The organism is Micromonospora rosaria (assembly GCF_001567585.1).
Taxonomy (GTDB): Bacteria; Actinomycetota; Actinomycetes; order Mycobacteriales; family Micromonosporaceae; genus Micromonospora; species Micromonospora rosaria.
Genome location: NZ_LRQV01000090.1, coordinates 1 through 15,823 on the forward strand (window position 1 = coordinate 1; position 15,823 = coordinate 15,823).

Sequence of the window (15,823 nt, forward strand, 5' to 3'; positions counted from 1 at the left end):
GGTGGACCAGTCGCCGTAGACGTGGTCGAAGTCGCCGCGCCGGTCGCCGGTGCGGCCGGTGCTGTCGATGGTGACGTGCAGGTCGGTCCGGCCGCCGTAGCTCTCGTCCGGCTCCTGCCAGGGCCGCCCCACCGGTCGCGCGGCCTCCACCGCCAGCCCCGTCTCCGGGTCGGCCAGGGCGCTCACGTGCGGCAGCAGCCGGGGATCCAGCCACGGGTCGCCGGCCCGGACGTACTCCGGGTAGATGGTCAGCCGCTCCCGCAGGGTGAAGCCGGCGCGGGCGGTCTGCCGGGCCAGCTCGTCCAGGTGCGGCCAGGGGCGTTCCGGGTTGACGTGGTCCGGGGTCAGCGGGGACACCCCGCCCCAGTCGTCGATCCCGGCCCGCAGCAGCAGGTCGTACTCGCCCTCGATGAGGTTCGGCGGGGCCTGGATGCGGGCCTTCGGGCCGAGCAGCACCCGGGCCACCGCCACCGTGGCGGCCAGGTCGTGCAGCTCGGCGTCGGGCATCCCGCGCATCGCGGTGTCCGGCTTGGCCCGGAAGTTCTGCACGATCACCTCCTGGAGGTGGCCGTACCCGCGTTGCGCCCGGCGGATCGCGAAGAGGGCGTCGACCCGCTCGGCGAGGGTCTCGCCGATGCCGATCAGGATGCCGGTGGTGAACGGCACCCCGACCCGGCCGGCGTCGTCGAGCACCCGCAGCCGGACCGCCGGCTCCTTGTCCGGCGAGCCGAAGTGCGGGCCGCCGGGCTCCGACCAGAGCCGGGTGGCGGTGGTCTCCAGCATCATCCCCATGCTCGGCGCCACCGGCTTGAGCCGTTGCAGCTCCGACCAGGAGAGCACGCCGGGGTTGAGGTGCGGCAACAGGCCGGTCTCCTCCAGCACCGCCACCGCGCAGGCGCGCAGGTAGTCCAAAGTGGAGTCGTAGCCGCGCTCGTCCAACCAGCGCCGGGCCGCCGGCCAGCGCTCCTCCGGCCGGTCGCCGAGGGTGAACAGGGCCTCCTTGCAGCCCTGGGCGGCCCCGGCGCGGGCGATGTCGAGCACCTCGTCCCGGTCGAGGTACGGCGCCGGCAGCCGGTGCGGCACCGTGGCGAAGGTGCAGTAGTGGCAGCGGTCCCGGCAGAGCCGGGTCAACGGGATGAAGACCTTCTTCGAGTACGTGACGACGCCGGGGCGGCCGGCCGCCAGCAGGCCGGCGTCGCGGACCCCGGAGGCGATCCGGAGGAGTTCCACCAGTTCCTCGCCCCGGGCGGAGAGCAGGGCGGTCGCCTCGGCCACGTCCAGGGTCCGGCCGGTCTCGGCACGGTGCAGGGCGCGGCGGATGCTCCCCGCCGTCGGGCCGGGCTCGGTGCGGTCAGCCATTCCGACAGCCTATTCCGAGCCTCCCCCGGTGGCCGCCACCCGCCCTTCCGCCAGCGTCAGGGCCGGCGGAAGGGCACGGTGGTCAGCCGGCGTCGCGACGGTGCGCGACGGCCGCGCCCGGGGTCACTCCGGGTCGGGACGGGAGGTGAACGGCTGGGTCCGGTCGTCGTCACCGTCCCGGCGCGGGAGCGCCTCGGTGGCGTCGGCCGGTCGCGGCGCCGCCGCCCCGGTGGGGTCGGTGGACTGCCGGGGGATCGCCTGGGTCGGGTCCGCCGAGGGCGGCTGGCCGAACGGCGGGGCCGGCGGGGCGGACGGCACCGGGGCCGGCGGCCACTGGCCGGACGGCGGGGTCGAGGGGGTGTCCGAGCCGGTGGGCTGCGCGGGGAGGGGCGAGCCCGACGGGGGCGGGCCACCGAACGGCGAGGCCGGCTGCGGGGCGGACGACACCGTGCCGAACGGCGGGGCGGACTGCGGCGGGGTGCCGAACGGCGGGGCCGAGGCGGGCGACGGGTTCGGGCCCGGGTACCCGTACTGGCCGGCGGGCGGGTAGCCACCCGGCTGGCCGGCGGCGGGGTATCCGCCGGGCTGCTGCCCCGGGGCGCCGTACCCGCCCGCCTGCTGCGGCCACCCGGGCTGGGGCTGGCCGTACACGCCGGGCTGCGGCTTGGGCTTCGGCACGTGGTAGAGGGCGCGCCAGACCTGGTACACCACGAACGCGCCGACCGCGAAGAGGGCCAGCCAGGCGACCCGGGTGAGCACGCCCAGCAGGACGTCGAGGACCGCACCGGCGGCCAGCCGGCCGACCGACCAGATCAGGAAGGTCAGCGCGCCGAGCACCGCGCCGAACGCGTACTCGGCCAGCGCCACCTGGGTGATCAGCTTCGCCTTCGGCACCACCGGCTGGATGTGGGTGGCCAGCAGCACCGCGAGCACCGGCAGCACGCTGGACTCGAGCCCGACGAAGGTGAAGTAGGTCTGGCCGGCGCGATTGGTGAGATCGCCGTAGTTGACCGGTGCCAGCAGCCGGATCAGGCCGACGAAGAGCAACACGGCGTTGGCGCCGAGGAACACGAGCGCGCCGAGTTCGCGGAGTGGCTTGGTCACCTGGCTGGCCTGCGTCGCGCCGCTGGGCGCGGACTCGGCGGGGCTGGTCACGGACTCCCCCTCGAAGGGCTTGGATGGACAGGTGCGGAGTGAGCCTAGTCTCTCCGGACGGCACCAACCCGGCGGCGTCACGTACGCGAGGATGGAGCCCATGCGCATCGTGGTTCTGGCCGGCGGCATCGGCGGGGCGCGGTTCCTGCTCGGTGTCCGGGCGTACGCCCGCGAGGTCGGCGCCGAGGTGACCGCCGTGGTCAACGTCGGCGACGACCTGTTCCTGCACGGCCTGAAGGTCTGCCCCGACCTGGACAGCGTCATGTACACCCTGGGCGGCGGCGCCGACCCCGAGCGGGGCTGGGGCCGGATCGACGAGACCTGGACGGTCCGCGCCGAGTTGGCCGCGTACGGCGCCGAGCCGACCTGGTTCGGTCTCGGCGACCGGGACCTCGCCACCCACCTGGTCCGCACCACGATGCTCACCGCCGGGTACCCGCTGCACGCGGTGACCGAGGCGCTGGCCGCCCGCTGGCAGCCCGGCGTCCGGGTGCTGCCGGCCACCGACGACCGGCTGGAGACGCACGCGGTGGTCAGCGGTACCGGCGACGAGGCCGACCGGCCCGGCACCGGGGACGGTGGCGGCGACACCGGTCAGCGGGCGATCCACTTCCAGGAGTGGTGGGTACGGTACCGGGCCCGGATCGACACCCACCGGTTCGTCTTCGTCGGCGCGGACGCGGCGACGCCGGCCCCCGGCGTGCTGGACGCGCTCGGCGCGGCCGACGTGGTGCTGGTGGCCCCGAGCAACCCGGTGGTGAGCATCGCCCCGGTGCTGGCCGTGCCGGAGTTGCGCACGGCGGTCGCCGACGGGCCGGGGCGGGTCGTCGGGGTCTCCCCGATCATCGGCGGGGCGCCGGTGCGGGGCATGGCCGACCGCTGCCTGGCGGTGCTCGGGGTCGAGTGCAGCGCCGCCGGGGTGGGCCGGCTCTACGGCGCCCGTGGGGCGGGTGGGCTGCTCGACGGGTGGCTGGTCGCCGAGGAGGACGCCCAGACGGTGGTACCGGGGGTGACGGTCGGCGCGGCGCCGCTGCGGATGACCGACGAGGCCGCGACAGCGCGGATGGTGCGGGCCGCATTGGAGTTGACGTGAGGCTGGAGATCCTGCCGGTGCTGGGCATCGGCGACGTGACCGAGGGCGACGACCTGGCCGAGCTGATCGGCAACGCCGCGCCCTGGCTGCGCGACGGGGACGTGCTGGTGGTCACCAGCAAGATCGTGTCGAAGGCGGAGGGCCGGCTGGTCGACGTGCCGGCCGACGGCCCGGAACGGGTCGCCGCCCGGGACGAGGTGCTGGCCGCCGAGACCGCCCGGGTGGTGGCGACCCGGGGGGCGACCCGGATCGTGCAGACCCACCACGGGTTCGTGATGGCCGCCGCCGGGATCGACGCCTCGAACGTCGCCAAGACCCAGTTGGTGCTGCTGCCCCGGGACCCCGACGCCTCGGCCCGCGCGCTGCGGACCGCCCTGCGCGAGCGGTACGACGTGGACGTCGCGGTGGTCGTCAGCGACACGATGGGCCGGCCGTGGCGCAACGGGCTGACCGACGTGGCGCTCGGGGTGGCCGGGATGGCGGCGCTGCGCGACCACCGGGGCGAGGTCGACCCGTACGGCAACGAACTGAGCCTGACCCAGATGGCCGTGGTGGACGAGCTGGCCGGCGCGGCCGAACTGGTCAAGGGCAAGTGCGACCAGGTGCCGGTGGCGGTGGTCCGGGGGTACCTCGGCGCGCAGCGCGACGGGGACGGCGCGGGTGCGGCGACCCTGGTCCGGGACGCCGCGCTGGACCTCTTCTCGCTCGGCACCGCCGAGGCGACGGCGGCCGGGCTGCGCGCGGCGGCCACCCTGACGGACCGCCCCGGCGCGACGCCGCCCGACCCGGCGGCGGTGGCCCGGGCGATCACCGCCGTGGCCGAGGCGGTCGCGCCCGGCACGACCTTCACCCTGGTCACCGACGAGGAGGTACGCGCCCGGCTGGTCGCCACGCTGCCCGACTGGCCGGCCGGCGCGACGGCGCTGGTCCTGGGCGCCCCGGCCGGTCCGGCGCACCCGGCCAACCTGATCCGGTTCGGGGCCGACCTGCACCGCCTGCGGGCCGCCCTGGCCGCCGAGTCGGTGCCCTCGGTCCTGCTGCCCCCTCCCGCCGGCAGCACCGCCGGCGCCGTCCTCGCCCTCTGACGAGGCTTCCCCGGCGGCCGGGCCAGCGGGGATTCCCGGCGCGGGCCGGCGAGGGCTGCCCCGGCGCGGGCCGGGTAGCCTGGTCGCCTCGACCGCCGGGGTGGCGTCCGGGTGGTCAGGCGTCCAGGACGGCCCGGCCGAGCGGGGTCAGCGTGTGCAGGACGGTGTTGCGCTCCCGGTGGCTGATCAGCAGGCCGGCGTTGCGCAGCACGGTGGTGTGCTGGCTGGCCGCCGCCGGGGAGATGTGCAGGCGGCGGGCGAGCTCACCGGTGGTGCAGCCGGCGTCGGTCACCTCCAGCACCGCCGCCCGGGTCCGGCCGAGCATCGCCGCGAGCGCGCTCCGGCCCGTGCCGGCCCCGGCGGTGGTACCCCTGCCCGGCCGCTGGACCAACGTGCCGAGCCGGTCCACCGGGTAGACGAGCACCGGCGGGAGGGCCGGGTCGAGCAGGGCGACGGGGGTGCCCACGCAGAAGAACGAGGGCACCAGCAGCAGGCCCCGCCCGGCCAGGTGCAGCTCCCGGTGGCTCGGGTAGTCGGGGATCTCCAGCACCCCGGACTCCCACCGCACGACCGGCCGCAGGCTGGTCAGCAGCCCCTCGACCCCGCCGTCGAGCAGGGCGCGGGCCCGCCGGGCCCGGTCGGCCTCCACCACCGCCTGGATCGAGGCCCAGTACGGGTTGATCGCCAGCGACCCGTAGCGGCGCATCGAGTCGGTCAGCTCCCGGACGGCCGCCGGCTCGCCCCGGGCCAGCGGCCCGGCCGCGTCGGGCAGCTCGGTGCCGGCGGCGAGCAGGGCCAGGTCCCGGCCGAGGACGCTGCCGGGGGTCCGCCGGACGGCCGCCAGCCCCGCCTCGAACCCCTCGATGCTCTGGTAGGGGGTGAGGAAGTCCGGGAAGTAGCCCCGGGGCGGGGCCAGCGCGAAGAGCAGCCGCAGCCGTTCGGCCTCGCCGCTGCGGCGCAGCCGGTCGACCACCGTCCGGCGCCAGCCGGCGGTCAGCGGGTCCGGGGTGCGCTCCTGGAGGGCGTGCAGGCTGAGGACCAGCTCCCAGACCGGGTCCGCGCCGGGTGCCACCCGGGTCCGGAGGATGTCCTCGCCGGAAAAGACGATCTTCAGCATGGAGGGGCTCCCGTGGGCGTCCGATCCGGGCAGGGATCCGCGACCGTGTGCACTGTACCGCCCGGCACTAATCTCCATCTTTAAGCGTGGACTGAAAAACCTCGACGCCCCTCGGGCGGGTTCGGCATGCTCAGACTGCCCGCCACGGCCGGCGCGTCGCTGCGCGTACGGTCGCCGGGTTCGCCGGGGGTCGGGGAGGCGCGGCGGTCGGGTGGCACACGAGGGTCTGCGGCCCTTGCTCCGCAGGGGTGTCACCCGACGCCCGCCAGCCGCCCCGCCAGATCCCGGCCGTGCCGCGCGCTGCCGGCACCGCCTCAGCCCACCCAGAGCGCGATCCGGTGGTCCTCGTCGGTGACGTAGTAGCACCGGCCCGCCACCTCGGCGACCCCCTCCACGTGGTGGAACGGCGCGAGGTCGGCCACCACCTTCCCGGGGAGCAGGTGTCCCGCCCCCGCGCCCGGATCGGCCACCCCGCCGTCGAGCCGGAACCGGACGTGCCGGGAGGTGACGTCCCCGCCCTGCGGATGGTCGTCGAGCAGCACCGAGCCCTTGCCCAGCGCGTCGATCGAGCCGACCACCGCCGCGTACGCCCCGTCGTCGGTGGGGGTGATCGCGCGGAAGCCGGTGAGCGCGCCGGGCGGGGTGACCCCGGTCAGCACGTACGTGCGCAGCACCCGGGGCCAGGCGGGCGCGGGACCGAACATCTCCGGCAGGCCGGCCACCTCGACCAGCACCGGCTCACCGGCGCAGGTGACCGGGAAGCGCAGCCCGAGCAGGACCGTACCGGCCGGGGTGAAGGCCGCCGCCTCGATGTTGATCGGCAGGTCGTCGGGGGCGAGCCGGGTCACCCACCGCTTCGCCCGCGCGGTGCCCCGGGCCACCGTCTCCACGATGAACCGGTCCCGTACCCGGTCGCCGGGCGGCAGGGTGGCCAGGTCGGCGGCGGCCAGCGCGTCGTTGACCAGCCGGTGCAGCCGGAACCGGTTGCGGACCACGTGCACCGGCAGCACCCCGCCGGCCGCGTCGTCCTCCCGGAACCGGGCCACGAAGGCCCGCCGGGGCCGCAGCGGGCCGGCCTTGGAGCCGAAGTGCGAGCCGAGGACGTACACCCAGCCGTCGTGGTGGGCCAGCGCCTCGCCGTCCTCGGTACGGCCGTTCTCCGCGCCCGCGTCGGCGACGACGTGCCGGGCCACCCACCCGCCGTCGTCGAGCTCCAGCAGCAGGGCCAGGCTCTGTTCCACCGGGCCCTCGTCCAGCACGACCCAGAACCCCTGCCGGGCACCGTGCGCGCGGAGCAGGGCCGCCGAGCGGACCGGCAGCAGGTCACTGGCCTCGTTACCGGCCACCACGAACTCCACCAGGTGCAGGCTCATCGCGCCAGGGTACGGAGGCGGGGCGAATAGGGTGTCCGGATGCCCGACACCGCTGCCGCCCGGCCCGGCCACCCGACGCCGCGGCCCGCCCCCGCCGCCGATCCGTACGCCCGGTTGCACGCCGACGCCGTCGCGCTGCTGAGCGGCTGGACGCCGACCAGCCCGGCCGCCGCCGAGGCCCGCGACCGTACGCTGGACCTGCTCGCCGCCGGGCCGGTGGTGATGACCCGGGAGCACTCGGCCGGCCACCTCACCGCCAGCGCGCTGGTCCTGGACGCGACCGGGACCCGGGTGCTGCTCTGCCTGCACGGGAAGATCCACCGCTGGGTGCAGCTCGGCGGGCACTGCGAGGCCGGCGACCGTACCCTGGCCGGCGCCGCGCTGCGGGAGGCCACCGAGGAGTCCGGGATCGCGGGGCTGCGGGTCGACCCGGTCCCGATCGACGTGGACGTCCACCGGGTCCGGTGCGGCGACGACTCGGCACACCACGACGTCCGCTTCGCGGTCCTCGCCCCAACGGACGCGGTCGAACGGGTCAGCGCGGAGTCGACGGCGCTCGGCTGGTTCCCCCCGGGTGAGCTGCCGCAGCCGCTGGCCACGGCGACCGCCCGACTGGTCGGGCCGGCCCTGGCCGCGCTGGACCGGGCCGCCTTCGAGCCGCCCCGACCGACGGACTGACCCCGACGGGTGCCGGCGACCGCCCCGGCGTCCGGGCGGGCGGTCGCCGGGGGGCTCAGACCAGGCCCTCCTCGCCGCGCTCCTTCAACTCGTCGACCAGCGCCTTGACCTCCTGGGCCCGGTCGCGGGGACAGACCAGCAGCGCGTCCGGGGTGTCCACCACGATCACGTCGTGCAGCCCGAGGACGCTCACCAGGCGACCGGACTGTGGCACCACCACCAGACCGGTGCTGTCCCGCAGCAGCACACCGGGCTTGGCGTCCGGGCCGAGGACGACGTTGCCGTCCGCGTCGGCCGGGATCACCTCGCCGAGGGTGTGGAAGTCGCCCACGTCGTTCCAGCCGAAGTCACCGGGGACGGTGGCGACCCGGCCGGCCGTCGCCGCGCCCTCCATCACCGCGTAGTCGACGGAGATCTTCGGCAGGGTGGGCCAGACGGCGCCCAGCACCTCGTCCTGCTCGGGGGTGCCCCAGGCCGCCGCGATCGCGGTGACGCCCGCGTACAGGGCGGGCTGCTGACGGGCCAGTTCGGCCAGGAAGACGTCCACCCGCCAGACGAACATGCTGGCGTTCCAGAGGTGCCGGCCGGAGCGCAGGTACGCCTCGGCCACCTCGGCGGCCGGCTTCTCCTTGAACTCGGCGACCGGACGCAGTGGACCGTCCCCCGTCGGGTCACCGGTCTCCAGGTAGCCGTACCCGGTCTCCGGGCGGGTCGGGGTGATCCCGACGGTCATCAGCAGCCCCTGCTCGGCACCGCGCACCGCCTCCCGGACCGTCTCCGCCCAGCGCCCCGGGTCGCCGATCAGGTGGTCGGCGGCGAAGGAACCCATCACCGCCTCCGGCTCGCGCAGGGCGATCACCGCGGCGGCCAGCGCGATCGCCGCGCAGGAGTCCCGGGGCGAGGGCTCCACGAGGATGTTCTCCTCGGGCACGCCGGTCAGTTGGCGGGCCACCGCTGCGGCGTGCGCCGCCCCGGTCACCACCAGCGTGCACTCGGGCGTGGTCAGCGGAGCCAACCGGTCGACGGTCGCCTGGAGCAGCGAGGCCGAGGTACCGGTGAGCGGGTGGAGGAACTTGGGGTGGCCGGCACGGGACAGCGGCCACAGACGTGTGCCGCTCCCCCCCGCCGGAATGACGGCGTAGAGCATCACCACATCATGCCCGAACCACCACGGTACGGACCGTCTCTCACGTACCGGCCCGGCGGCGTCGCGGGTCGGACCGGGACGCCCGGCGCTCCCGGCCCGCCGGCCGGGGTGGCCGGCGGGCGGTCGGGTCAGGGTCAGGACCGTGCCCGGCTCCACGCCGCGATGTGCACCTCGGCGCTGGAGGTCCAGGTGAACTCCTTGGCCCGGTCGAAGCCGGCCTTGGCCAGCGTGAGCCGCCGAGACTCGTCGTCGAGCAGGTCGACCAGGTCGCGGGCGATCTGGTCCGGGTTCTCGCTGGTGTAAGCGACCGCGTCGCCGCCCACCTCGGGCAGCGACAGCCGGGGCGTGGTGAGCACCGGCGTGGCGCAGGCCATCGCCTCCAGGATCGGCAGCCCGAAGCCCTCCCCGTAGGACGGGTAGGCGGCGAGCAGCGCGCCGCCGAGGAAGCCGGGCAGGTCGGCGTAGCGCAGGTAGCCCGGCCGCAGCAGCCGCAGGTGGGACGGGACCTCCGCCACCGCCCGGTCGATCTCGTCGTCGTGCCCCTGGCCCCCGGCGACCACCAGGGCCGGCGGGTCGGGCCGGTCGGCCACCGCGCGGGCCCAGCCCCGGATCAGGTTGGGTACGTTCTTGCGCGGCTCCTTGGCGCCGAGGAAGGCGACGTAGCTGCTGGCGCCGAGCCCGAGCCGGGCCCGGACCCGGGCCTTCTCCTCCTCACTGGGGGCGTGGAAGGCGGAGTGGTCCACCCCGTGGTAGGCCACGTCGATCCGGGTCGGGTCGGCGTCGAGCAGCCGGATCAGCTCGTCCCGGGTGGCCTTGCTCGGCACGATCACCCGGTCGGCGCGGCGCAGCGAGGTCTTGATGGCGCTGCGGAAGAAGGTCCGGCGGGACTTGTCGTAGTGCTCCGGCTCGGTGAAGAAGGTCGCGTCGTGCACGGTGACCGTCACCGGACAACCGGCGCGCAACGGGCAGGTGTAGAAGGGCGCGTGCAGCACCTGCGCGCCGACCTGCTGAGCCAGCAGCGGCAGGCCGGTCTGCTCCCAGGCCAGCCGGGCGGGTCGGTGGGCGACGGCGGCGGGGGCCGGGATGATCTCCGCGCCGGGCAGCATCCTGGTGTACCGCTCCAGGTCGGTGCGGAGGCTGACCACGGCCAGATCCACACCCGACCCGCAGACCCTGCCCAGGGCGCCGAGCAGGCCGTCGACGTAGCGACCGACACCGCCACGGTCGGCGGGGACGCTCGTGGCGTCGATGAGCACGCGGGGCGGGCGGCCGGCGGTCACGGGGCGACTCCTAGCAACTTCGCGGATGTGGGGAACAACACTCCGAGCAAGCCTACGCCGCTGCCGGGTACGGCTGCTGACTGCGACCCGACCGTACGCCGACTTGTCGTTGTCAACAGATACGCACCCTGGCGGCGTATCGTTCGCGGCGATGGTCGACAACATTGCCCGGGTGTTCGCCGACGCGATCGCGCCCGACCCCGCCCGCCCCCTGCTGACCTGGTACGACGACGCCACCGGCGAGCGCACCGAGATCTCCGGCGCCACCTGCGCGAACTGGGTGGCCAAGACGGGCAACCTGCTCGTGGACGAGGTCGGCGCGGCGCCCGGCGATCCGGTCGGGGTGCTGCTGCCGCCGCACTGGCAGACCGCTGCGGTGCTGCTGGGCTGCTGGTCGGCCGGGCTCACCGTGACCCGGGAGCCGGGGCCCGTCGAGGCGCTCTTCGCCGCCGCCGACCGGGTCGCCGAGGCCGGGGCGTGGTCGGCCGGCGAGCGGTACGCCCTGGCGCTCGCCCCGTTCGCGCTGCCGCTGCGCGAGGTGCCGGCCGGCTTCGCCGACTACGTGATCGAGGTCCGTGGCCACGGCGACCACTTCACCCCGTACCCCTCCGGTGGCCCGGACGACGCGGACCTGCTGGGCCGCGCGGCGTCCCGGGCGGCGGAGCTGGGCCTCACCCCCGGCGCCCGGGTGCTGGTCGACGCGGCCCGCTACCCGGACCCGGTCGACTGGCTGCTGGCCCCGCTGGTCTGCCGCGCCAGCGTCGTCCTCTGCGCCAACCTCGACCCCACCACCCTCCCCACCCGCACCCAGACCGAGAAAACCACCCACACCCTCCCCTGACCCCACCGCGCCACCGCGTCGCCCCCTCCCGCGCCACCGGACGCGGCGATCGTGCAGTTCCGGCCCCTGATTCAGGGCTTTCGCGCCTTCTGCCCGGGACGCAAGTGCAAGATCGCGGGATCGGGGGGAGGCCGGGGGGTTTGGGGGGTCAGGCGGGGGTGGGGGTTGAGGGGCGGCGTTGGGCGAAGGCGGCGAAGGCGGTGAGGGAGTCGGGGTTGGCCAGGGCGCCGGTGGCGGCGGCCGAGTCGACCGGGGTGCCGGTGAGGATCTTCTTGACCGGGACCTCCAGCTTCTTCGCCGAGAGGGTGCGCGGCACGGCGCGGACCTGGTGGATCTCGTCGGGCACGTGCCGGGGCGACAGGGCGGTCCGCAGCTCGCGGCCGATCGTGCGGCGCAGGTCGTCGTCGAGCGTCAACCCCTCGGCGAGCACCACGAAGAGCAGCAACTCCCCCGCGCCGCCCTGGTCGTCCTCCAGGTGCACGACGACCGAGTCGACGACCTCGTCCAGCCCCTCGACGACCGAGTAGAACTCGGCGGTGCCGAGCCGGACCCCGCCCCGGTTGAGGGTGGCGTCGGATCGGCCGGTGATCACGCAGCCGCCCCGCTCGTTGATGGTGATCCAGTCGCCGTGCCGCCAGACGCCCGGGTACACGTCGAAGTACGCCTCCCGGTAGCGGGTGCCGTCGGCGTCGTTCCAGAAGCCCACCGGCATGCTCGGCATCGGTGCGGTGATGACGAGTTCGCCCAGCTCACCGACGACCGGGGTACCGTCGGCAGAGCGGGCCTCCACCTTGGCGCCGAGCGCCCGGCAGGCGATCTCCCCGGCGTGCACCGGCAGCAGCGGCACCCCGCCCACGAAGCCGGTGCAGACGTCCGTGCCGCCGGAGAGGGACTGCAACTGGAGGCGGTCGCCGACGGTGTCGTACACCCAGGTGAAGCCCTCGGCGGGCAGTGGCGCGCCGGTGGAGCCGACCCCGCGCAGCGCGGACAGGTCGGCGATCTCCCTCGGCACCAGGCCGGCCTTGCGGCAGGCCAGCAGGAACGGCGCCGAGGTGCCGAAGTACGTGGTGCCGGTGCGCTCGGCCAGCCGCCACAGCTCCCCCAGGTCGGGGTGGCCGGGGTTGCCGTCGAAGAGCACGATCGCGGACCCCACGGCCGGGCCGGAGACGAGGAAGTTCCACATCATCCAGCCGGTGGTGGTGAACCAGAGGAACCGGTCGCCCGGACCGAGATCGTGGTGCAGGGCGAGCATCTTCAGGTGCTCCAGCAGGATGCCGCCGTGCCCGTGCACGATCGGCTTCGGCAGCCCGGTGGTGCCGGAGGAGTAGAGCACGTACAGCGGGTGGTCGAACGGAACCGGAGTGAAGGTCAACGGCTCGTCGGTCGCCGCCGCCAGGTCGGCCCAGCCGAGCGCGCCCTCGGGCGGGGCGCCGGCCGGGTCGAGGTACGCGACCGAGACGGTGTGCCGCAGCGACGGCAGCGCGGCCCGTACGGCGGCCACCTCGGCACGCCGGTCGACGGGCTTGTCGCCGTACCGGTAGCCGTCCACGGCGACCAGCACCGTCGGCTCGATCTGCCGCCACCGGTCGGTGACGCTGCGGGTACCGAACTCCGGCGCGCAGGAGGAGAAGACCGCGCCGAGGCTGGCGGTCGCCAGCAGCAGCACGTAGGTCTCGGGGATGTTCGGCGCGTACGCGGCCACCCGGTCGCCGGGGCCGACGCCGAGCCGACGCAGCCCGGCCGCCACCCGGCGGACCTGCTCGCGCAGGTCGGCGGCGGTCAGCGTCTCCGGTGCCCGGGTCTGCCCGTGCGCGATCACCACCGGGTCGTCGTCGGCCAGTCCCGGCATGCGCAGCACGTTCTCGGCGTAGTTGAGGGTGGCCCCGGGGAACCAGCGGGTGCCCGGCATCGCCGGGTCGGCCAGGGTCGCCGTGGGTGGGGTGTGCGCGACGACGGCGAAGTGGTCCCAGATCGAGCGCCAGAAGGCGTCCAGGTCGGTGACCGACCAGCGCCACAGCTCGGCGTAGTCGGCGAAGTCCAGCCCGTGCCGCTCCCGCAGGAAGCGCAGGTACCCCCCGATGCGGGACCGGTCGCGTACGTCCGCCGGCGGCGTCCAGAGCACGTCACCCACAGTGTCACCCTCCTCCAGGCCCCGTTGCCTGCGCCCCATTGTCCGCACCCACCCGGGGCTGGGGAAGGAAGGGCCCCTTCTTAACGCATACGGTCGAGAAGGGTCCCCTTCTCACCCCCCTCCGGCGGGCGGCCCCGACCCGCGGGCGGGTCGGCGGAGAGGCGGGTCGGCGGGCGGGTCAGCCGGCGCGGTGGGCCTGGATGGCGCGGCGGCGGGCCAGGCGGTGGGCGCGGCGGATCTCCGCCTCCCGGAATCGGCGCTGGTCCTCCAGGGTCTCCGGCAGCACCGGCCGGACCGTCCGGGGCGCGCCACCGACGTCCACGCCGACGAAGACCAGGTACGCGGTGGCGACCCGGACCGGCTCGTCCTCGGCCGAGTCCCAGCGCTCGGCGACCACCTTCACGCCGACCTCCATCGAGGTCTGGCCGGTCCAGTTGACCTGGGCGTGCGCGTGCACCAGGTCGCCGACCCGGACCGGCTCGGAGAAGACGATCTCGTCGATCGCGGCGGTGACGGCGGTGCCGCCGCTGTGCCGGGCCGCGGCGGCACCGGCCACGTCGTCGACGAACTTCATGAGCACGCCGCCGTGCACCGTCCCGTACAGGTTGACATCGACAGCAGTCATGATGCGACTCAGCGTGACCCGGGAGTACGACGTGGGCTTACCCGAGGTGGCGGAGGAGTGCTCGGTCATGCCGGAAACGGTACGGTGCGCGGATGCGACATCTGTGGAGCTTTCTCGCCGGGCTCGTGGTGGCGCCGGTCACCTGGGTCCTGGTCACGCTCGGTCAGGACGGGTCGATGCGCACCGTCGACCGCTGGGTGGAGGTCGGCACCTTCAACACCGCCAACCTGATCGAGCCGGCCGTGTACCTCGCCGTCGGCGGCATCCTGCTCGGCCTGCTCGGTACGTTGCGCGTCTCCCCGCTCGGCCCGCTCGTCGCCGGGCTGCTGCTCGTCACCCCGTACGTCGGTATGTTCGTCGCCCCGTTCGAGGTCCGCGACCGGATCCCGGACGGGTGGGCGCTCTTCGGTGACCCGTTGCCGCTGGAGCTGCCGGTCGAGAACGGCACCCTGTTCCTGATCGGCGTACTGCTGATGACGGCCGTCGTCAGCCGGCAGCGGTGGCGGCGCTGGCCCCGGCCGGCGGCGCTGGCGCTGCCCCCGGTGGCCACGCCCGAGCCGGTGGCGGAGGAGCCCGCGCCCACCGACTGGCCCCCGCCCGCCCCGGCGGCGGTGGACCGGGACACCGCCCCGTTGAGCCTCGGGTACCCCGACCAGCCGCCGCCCGAGCCGCTGCCCCGGCGCAGCCCCGGGGCGTCGCCGTGGTCGGCCCCACCCCGGGGGACGTACCGGAGCGGCGACACCCGCGACGACCTCTGAGGTTCCGGGTGGGCCGGGTCACCGGCCCACCCCTGGCCCACGGCCCCACCGCCGGGGCCCCACCGCCGAGACCCCCGGCAACCGGTGGATCGGCTGCCCGAGGTGGGTGCCGGCGCGCCGCTCACCCGTCCCGCCAGCGGCCGGTCGGCCGCCCGCGTCGCATCTCCGACCGGCCGGCGGTATCCACGCATGGCGAACTGTCACTACAGTCAGCGGTTATGCGAACGCCATCCGTCAGGGCGCGACGAGTCGTCGCGGGGGTGGCGGTCACGGTGGTGGTCGTGCTCCTGGCAGGCGGCGCGTGGCGGGCGGCGAGCCGTCGGCCGACCACCGACGACGGGGCTCGGGTCCACTGCCTGTCGACGGCGCAGCGGGCCGCCCTCGTCGAGGCGGCCACCGCGCTCGGGCTCGCCACCCCCGCCCCGGTGGCGGGGCACCTGCGCTGGCTCGACCGGCAGGGCACCCCGGAGCAGTGGCGGGCGGACCGCCCGGCCGACTTCGACCGGGCCTGCCTCGCGCTGATCGCCGCCGCCCAGCGGGGACAGGGCGGCGGTGGGGGCGGTTCACCGTGGGCGACGGTGCTCCCGTCGCTGCTGCTGGCCGTGGCGAGCGCGACGCTGGCCGCGTGGTTCAGCCGGCGGTTGGCCACCGCCGGGGCCCGCCGGGCGCAGGCCGACGCCCTACGGGCCGCCGCCCGGGAGTACCGGCTCGCCGTCGAGCCACTGTTGCGGCACGTCGAGGAGGCCCTGCCCGGCCGGTACGGGCAGGAGGACGAGATCCACCGGCGGCAGCGCGACCTGGCGAGCCGGCTCGACGCCGTCGCCACCGCCCACCGGGGTTGGGGGCTGCCCCGCCGGCTCGGGACCGCACTCGCCGGACAGCTTCCCGGCCCGCTGCACGACATCCCCCGTGGCAGCGCCGGGTCCACCGACCGGTCCGGATGGGTGCGACGCCAGCGGACGGAGTTGACCCGGTTGGAGGCGGAGGTGGAGCAGGTGGCCCACGCGGTGGAGAGCCCGGGTGTGGTTCCGGGGCGCGTCCCGGCGGCCGTCCGGTGACCGGGGAGCAGCCCGCCCCGACGGCACCGGACCCGACGCCGGAGCCGCCACCGCACCCGACGGCGACAGGCCCCACGGCGACGGGCCCGACGGCACCGCATCCGGCGGCACCGGGCCCGACGG

Annotated in this window: 14 protein-coding genes; 6 read left to right on the top strand and 8 right to left on the bottom strand. The window is 75.6% G+C overall.

Annotated elements, in window-relative coordinates; genetic code table 11:
* Together cofG and AWW66_RS21435 are read right to left on the bottom strand one after the other, a co-directional pair.
* A partial coding sequence (gene cofG / locus AWW66_RS21430; RefSeq protein ID WP_067369405.1) for a 7,8-didemethyl-8-hydroxy-5-deazariboflavin synthase CofG occupies window positions 1-1,359 on the bottom strand: 1,359 nt, incomplete at its 3' end.
* Between the two features lie 123 nt (window positions 1,360-1,482).
* Window positions 1,483-2,514, bottom strand: coding sequence for a hypothetical protein (locus AWW66_RS21435; protein WP_067369408.1), 1,032 nt, complete (start codon window positions 2,512-2,514; stop codon window positions 1,483-1,485).
* Window positions 2,515-2,614: 100 nt separating this feature from the next.
* Here AWW66_RS21435 and cofD point away from each other — a divergent pair, with 100 nt between their 5' ends.
* Both cofD and AWW66_RS21445 read left to right on the top strand, forming a co-directional pair.
* Window positions 2,615-3,607, top strand: a complete 993-nt coding sequence (cofD, locus tag AWW66_RS21440; RefSeq protein ID WP_067369411.1) for a 2-phospho-L-lactate transferase — start codon at window positions 2,615-2,617, stop codon at window positions 3,605-3,607.
* On the top strand, window positions 3,604-4,692 hold the full coding sequence (locus AWW66_RS21445; RefSeq protein ID WP_067369413.1) for a coenzyme F420-0:L-glutamate ligase: 1,089 nt from the start codon (window positions 3,604-3,606) through the stop codon (window positions 4,690-4,692). Before cofD ends, AWW66_RS21445 begins: the two co-directional genes overlap by 4 nt.
* Before the next feature lie 115 nt (window positions 4,693-4,807).
* Here AWW66_RS21445 and AWW66_RS21450 read toward each other — a convergent pair whose 3' ends face one another.
* Together AWW66_RS21450 and AWW66_RS21455 are read right to left on the bottom strand one after the other, a co-directional pair.
* Window positions 4,808-5,809 carry an ArsR/SmtB family transcription factor gene (locus tag AWW66_RS21450; protein WP_067369416.1) on the bottom strand — a complete coding sequence of 334 codons (1,002 nt, stop codon included), beginning with the start codon at window positions 5,807-5,809 and terminating at the stop codon, window positions 4,808-4,810.
* A gap of 314 nt (window positions 5,810-6,123) precedes the next feature.
* The gene (locus tag AWW66_RS21455) at window positions 6,124-7,182 is read right to left on the bottom strand and encodes a hypothetical protein (protein WP_067369419.1); all 1,059 of its coding nucleotides are present in this window, start codon (window positions 7,180-7,182) and stop codon (window positions 6,124-6,126) included.
* Between the two features lie 39 nt (window positions 7,183-7,221).
* Here AWW66_RS21455 and AWW66_RS21460 point away from each other — a divergent pair, with 39 nt between their 5' ends.
* A complete protein-coding gene (locus AWW66_RS21460; protein WP_083978721.1) occupies window positions 7,222-7,860 on the top strand; it encodes an NUDIX hydrolase in 639 nt (212 codons plus the stop codon).
* 55 nt (window positions 7,861-7,915) lie between these two features.
* On the opposite strand, the gene AWW66_RS21465 is transcribed toward AWW66_RS21460, so the two are convergent.
* Both AWW66_RS21465 and AWW66_RS21470 read right to left on the bottom strand, forming a co-directional pair.
* Window positions 7,916-9,007: a mannose-1-phosphate guanylyltransferase gene (locus AWW66_RS21465; RefSeq protein ID WP_067369465.1), complete on the bottom strand. Its 1,092-nt coding sequence runs from the start codon at window positions 9,005-9,007 to the stop codon at window positions 7,916-7,918.
* A gap of 134 nt (window positions 9,008-9,141) precedes the next feature.
* Window positions 9,142-10,287: a glycosyltransferase family 4 protein gene (locus AWW66_RS21470; protein ID WP_067369422.1), complete on the bottom strand. Its 1,146-nt coding sequence runs from the start codon at window positions 10,285-10,287 to the stop codon at window positions 9,142-9,144.
* Between the two features lie 151 nt (window positions 10,288-10,438).
* Here AWW66_RS21470 and AWW66_RS21475 point away from each other — a divergent pair, with 151 nt between their 5' ends.
* Window positions 10,439-11,128, top strand: coding sequence for a TIGR03089 family protein (locus AWW66_RS21475; RefSeq protein ID WP_067369425.1), 690 nt, complete (start codon window positions 10,439-10,441; stop codon window positions 11,126-11,128).
* Window positions 11,129-11,276: 148 nt separating this feature from the next.
* Here the strand turns inward: AWW66_RS21475 and AWW66_RS21480 are convergent, their stop codons facing one another.
* Window positions 11,277-13,259, bottom strand: a complete 1,983-nt coding sequence (locus AWW66_RS21480; protein ID WP_067369426.1) for an acetoacetate--CoA ligase — start codon at window positions 13,257-13,259, stop codon at window positions 11,277-11,279.
* Between the two features lie 178 nt (window positions 13,260-13,437).
* Complete coding sequence (locus AWW66_RS21485; protein WP_067369428.1) at window positions 13,438-13,953, bottom strand: acyl-CoA thioesterase; 516 nt, start codon at window positions 13,951-13,953, stop codon at window positions 13,438-13,440.
* Window positions 13,954-13,976: 23 nt separating this feature from the next.
* On the opposite strand from AWW66_RS21485, the gene AWW66_RS21490 reads away from it, so the two are divergent.
* Together AWW66_RS21490 and AWW66_RS21495 are read left to right on the top strand one after the other, a co-directional pair.
* The gene (locus AWW66_RS21490; protein ID WP_067369431.1) at window positions 13,977-14,642 is read left to right on the top strand and encodes a hypothetical protein; all 666 of its coding nucleotides are present in this window, start codon (window positions 13,977-13,979) and stop codon (window positions 14,640-14,642) included.
* A 218-nt stretch (window positions 14,643-14,860) separates the two neighbouring features.
* Window positions 14,861-15,700, top strand: a complete 840-nt coding sequence (locus tag AWW66_RS21495) for a hypothetical protein (protein WP_157527667.1) — start codon at window positions 14,861-14,863, stop codon at window positions 15,698-15,700.
* Window positions 15,701-15,823: the final 123 nt, after the last annotated feature.

What these genes read in the sequence shown, in the direction of transcription:
- cofD (WP_067369411.1), top strand. Translation starts at nt 2,615, where the DNA reads ATGCGCATCGTGGTTCTGGCCGGCGGCATCGGCGGGGCGCGGTTCCTG.
- AWW66_RS21450 (WP_067369416.1), bottom strand. Translation starts at nt 5,809, where the DNA reads ATGCTGAAGATCGTCTTTTCCGGCGAGGACATCCTCCGGACCCGGGTG.
- AWW66_RS21455 (WP_067369419.1), bottom strand. Translation starts at nt 7,182, where the DNA reads ATGAGCCTGCACCTGGTGGAGTTCGTGGTGGCCGGTAACGAGGCCAGT.
- AWW66_RS21460 (WP_083978721.1), top strand. Translation starts at nt 7,222, where the DNA reads ATGCCCGACACCGCTGCCGCCCGGCCCGGCCACCCGACGCCGCGGCCC.
- AWW66_RS21465 (WP_067369465.1), bottom strand. Translation starts at nt 9,007, where the DNA reads ATGCTCTACGCCGTCATTCCGGCGGGGGGGAGCGGCACACGTCTGTGG.
- AWW66_RS21475 (WP_067369425.1), top strand. Translation starts at nt 10,439, where the DNA reads ATGGTCGACAACATTGCCCGGGTGTTCGCCGACGCGATCGCGCCCGAC.
- AWW66_RS21485 (WP_067369428.1), bottom strand. Translation starts at nt 13,953, where the DNA reads ATGACCGAGCACTCCTCCGCCACCTCGGGTAAGCCCACGTCGTACTCC.
- AWW66_RS21490 (WP_067369431.1), top strand. Translation starts at nt 13,977, where the DNA reads ATGCGACATCTGTGGAGCTTTCTCGCCGGGCTCGTGGTGGCGCCGGTC.
- AWW66_RS21495 (WP_157527667.1), top strand. Translation starts at nt 14,861, where the DNA reads ATGCGAACGCCATCCGTCAGGGCGCGACGAGTCGTCGCGGGGGTGGCG.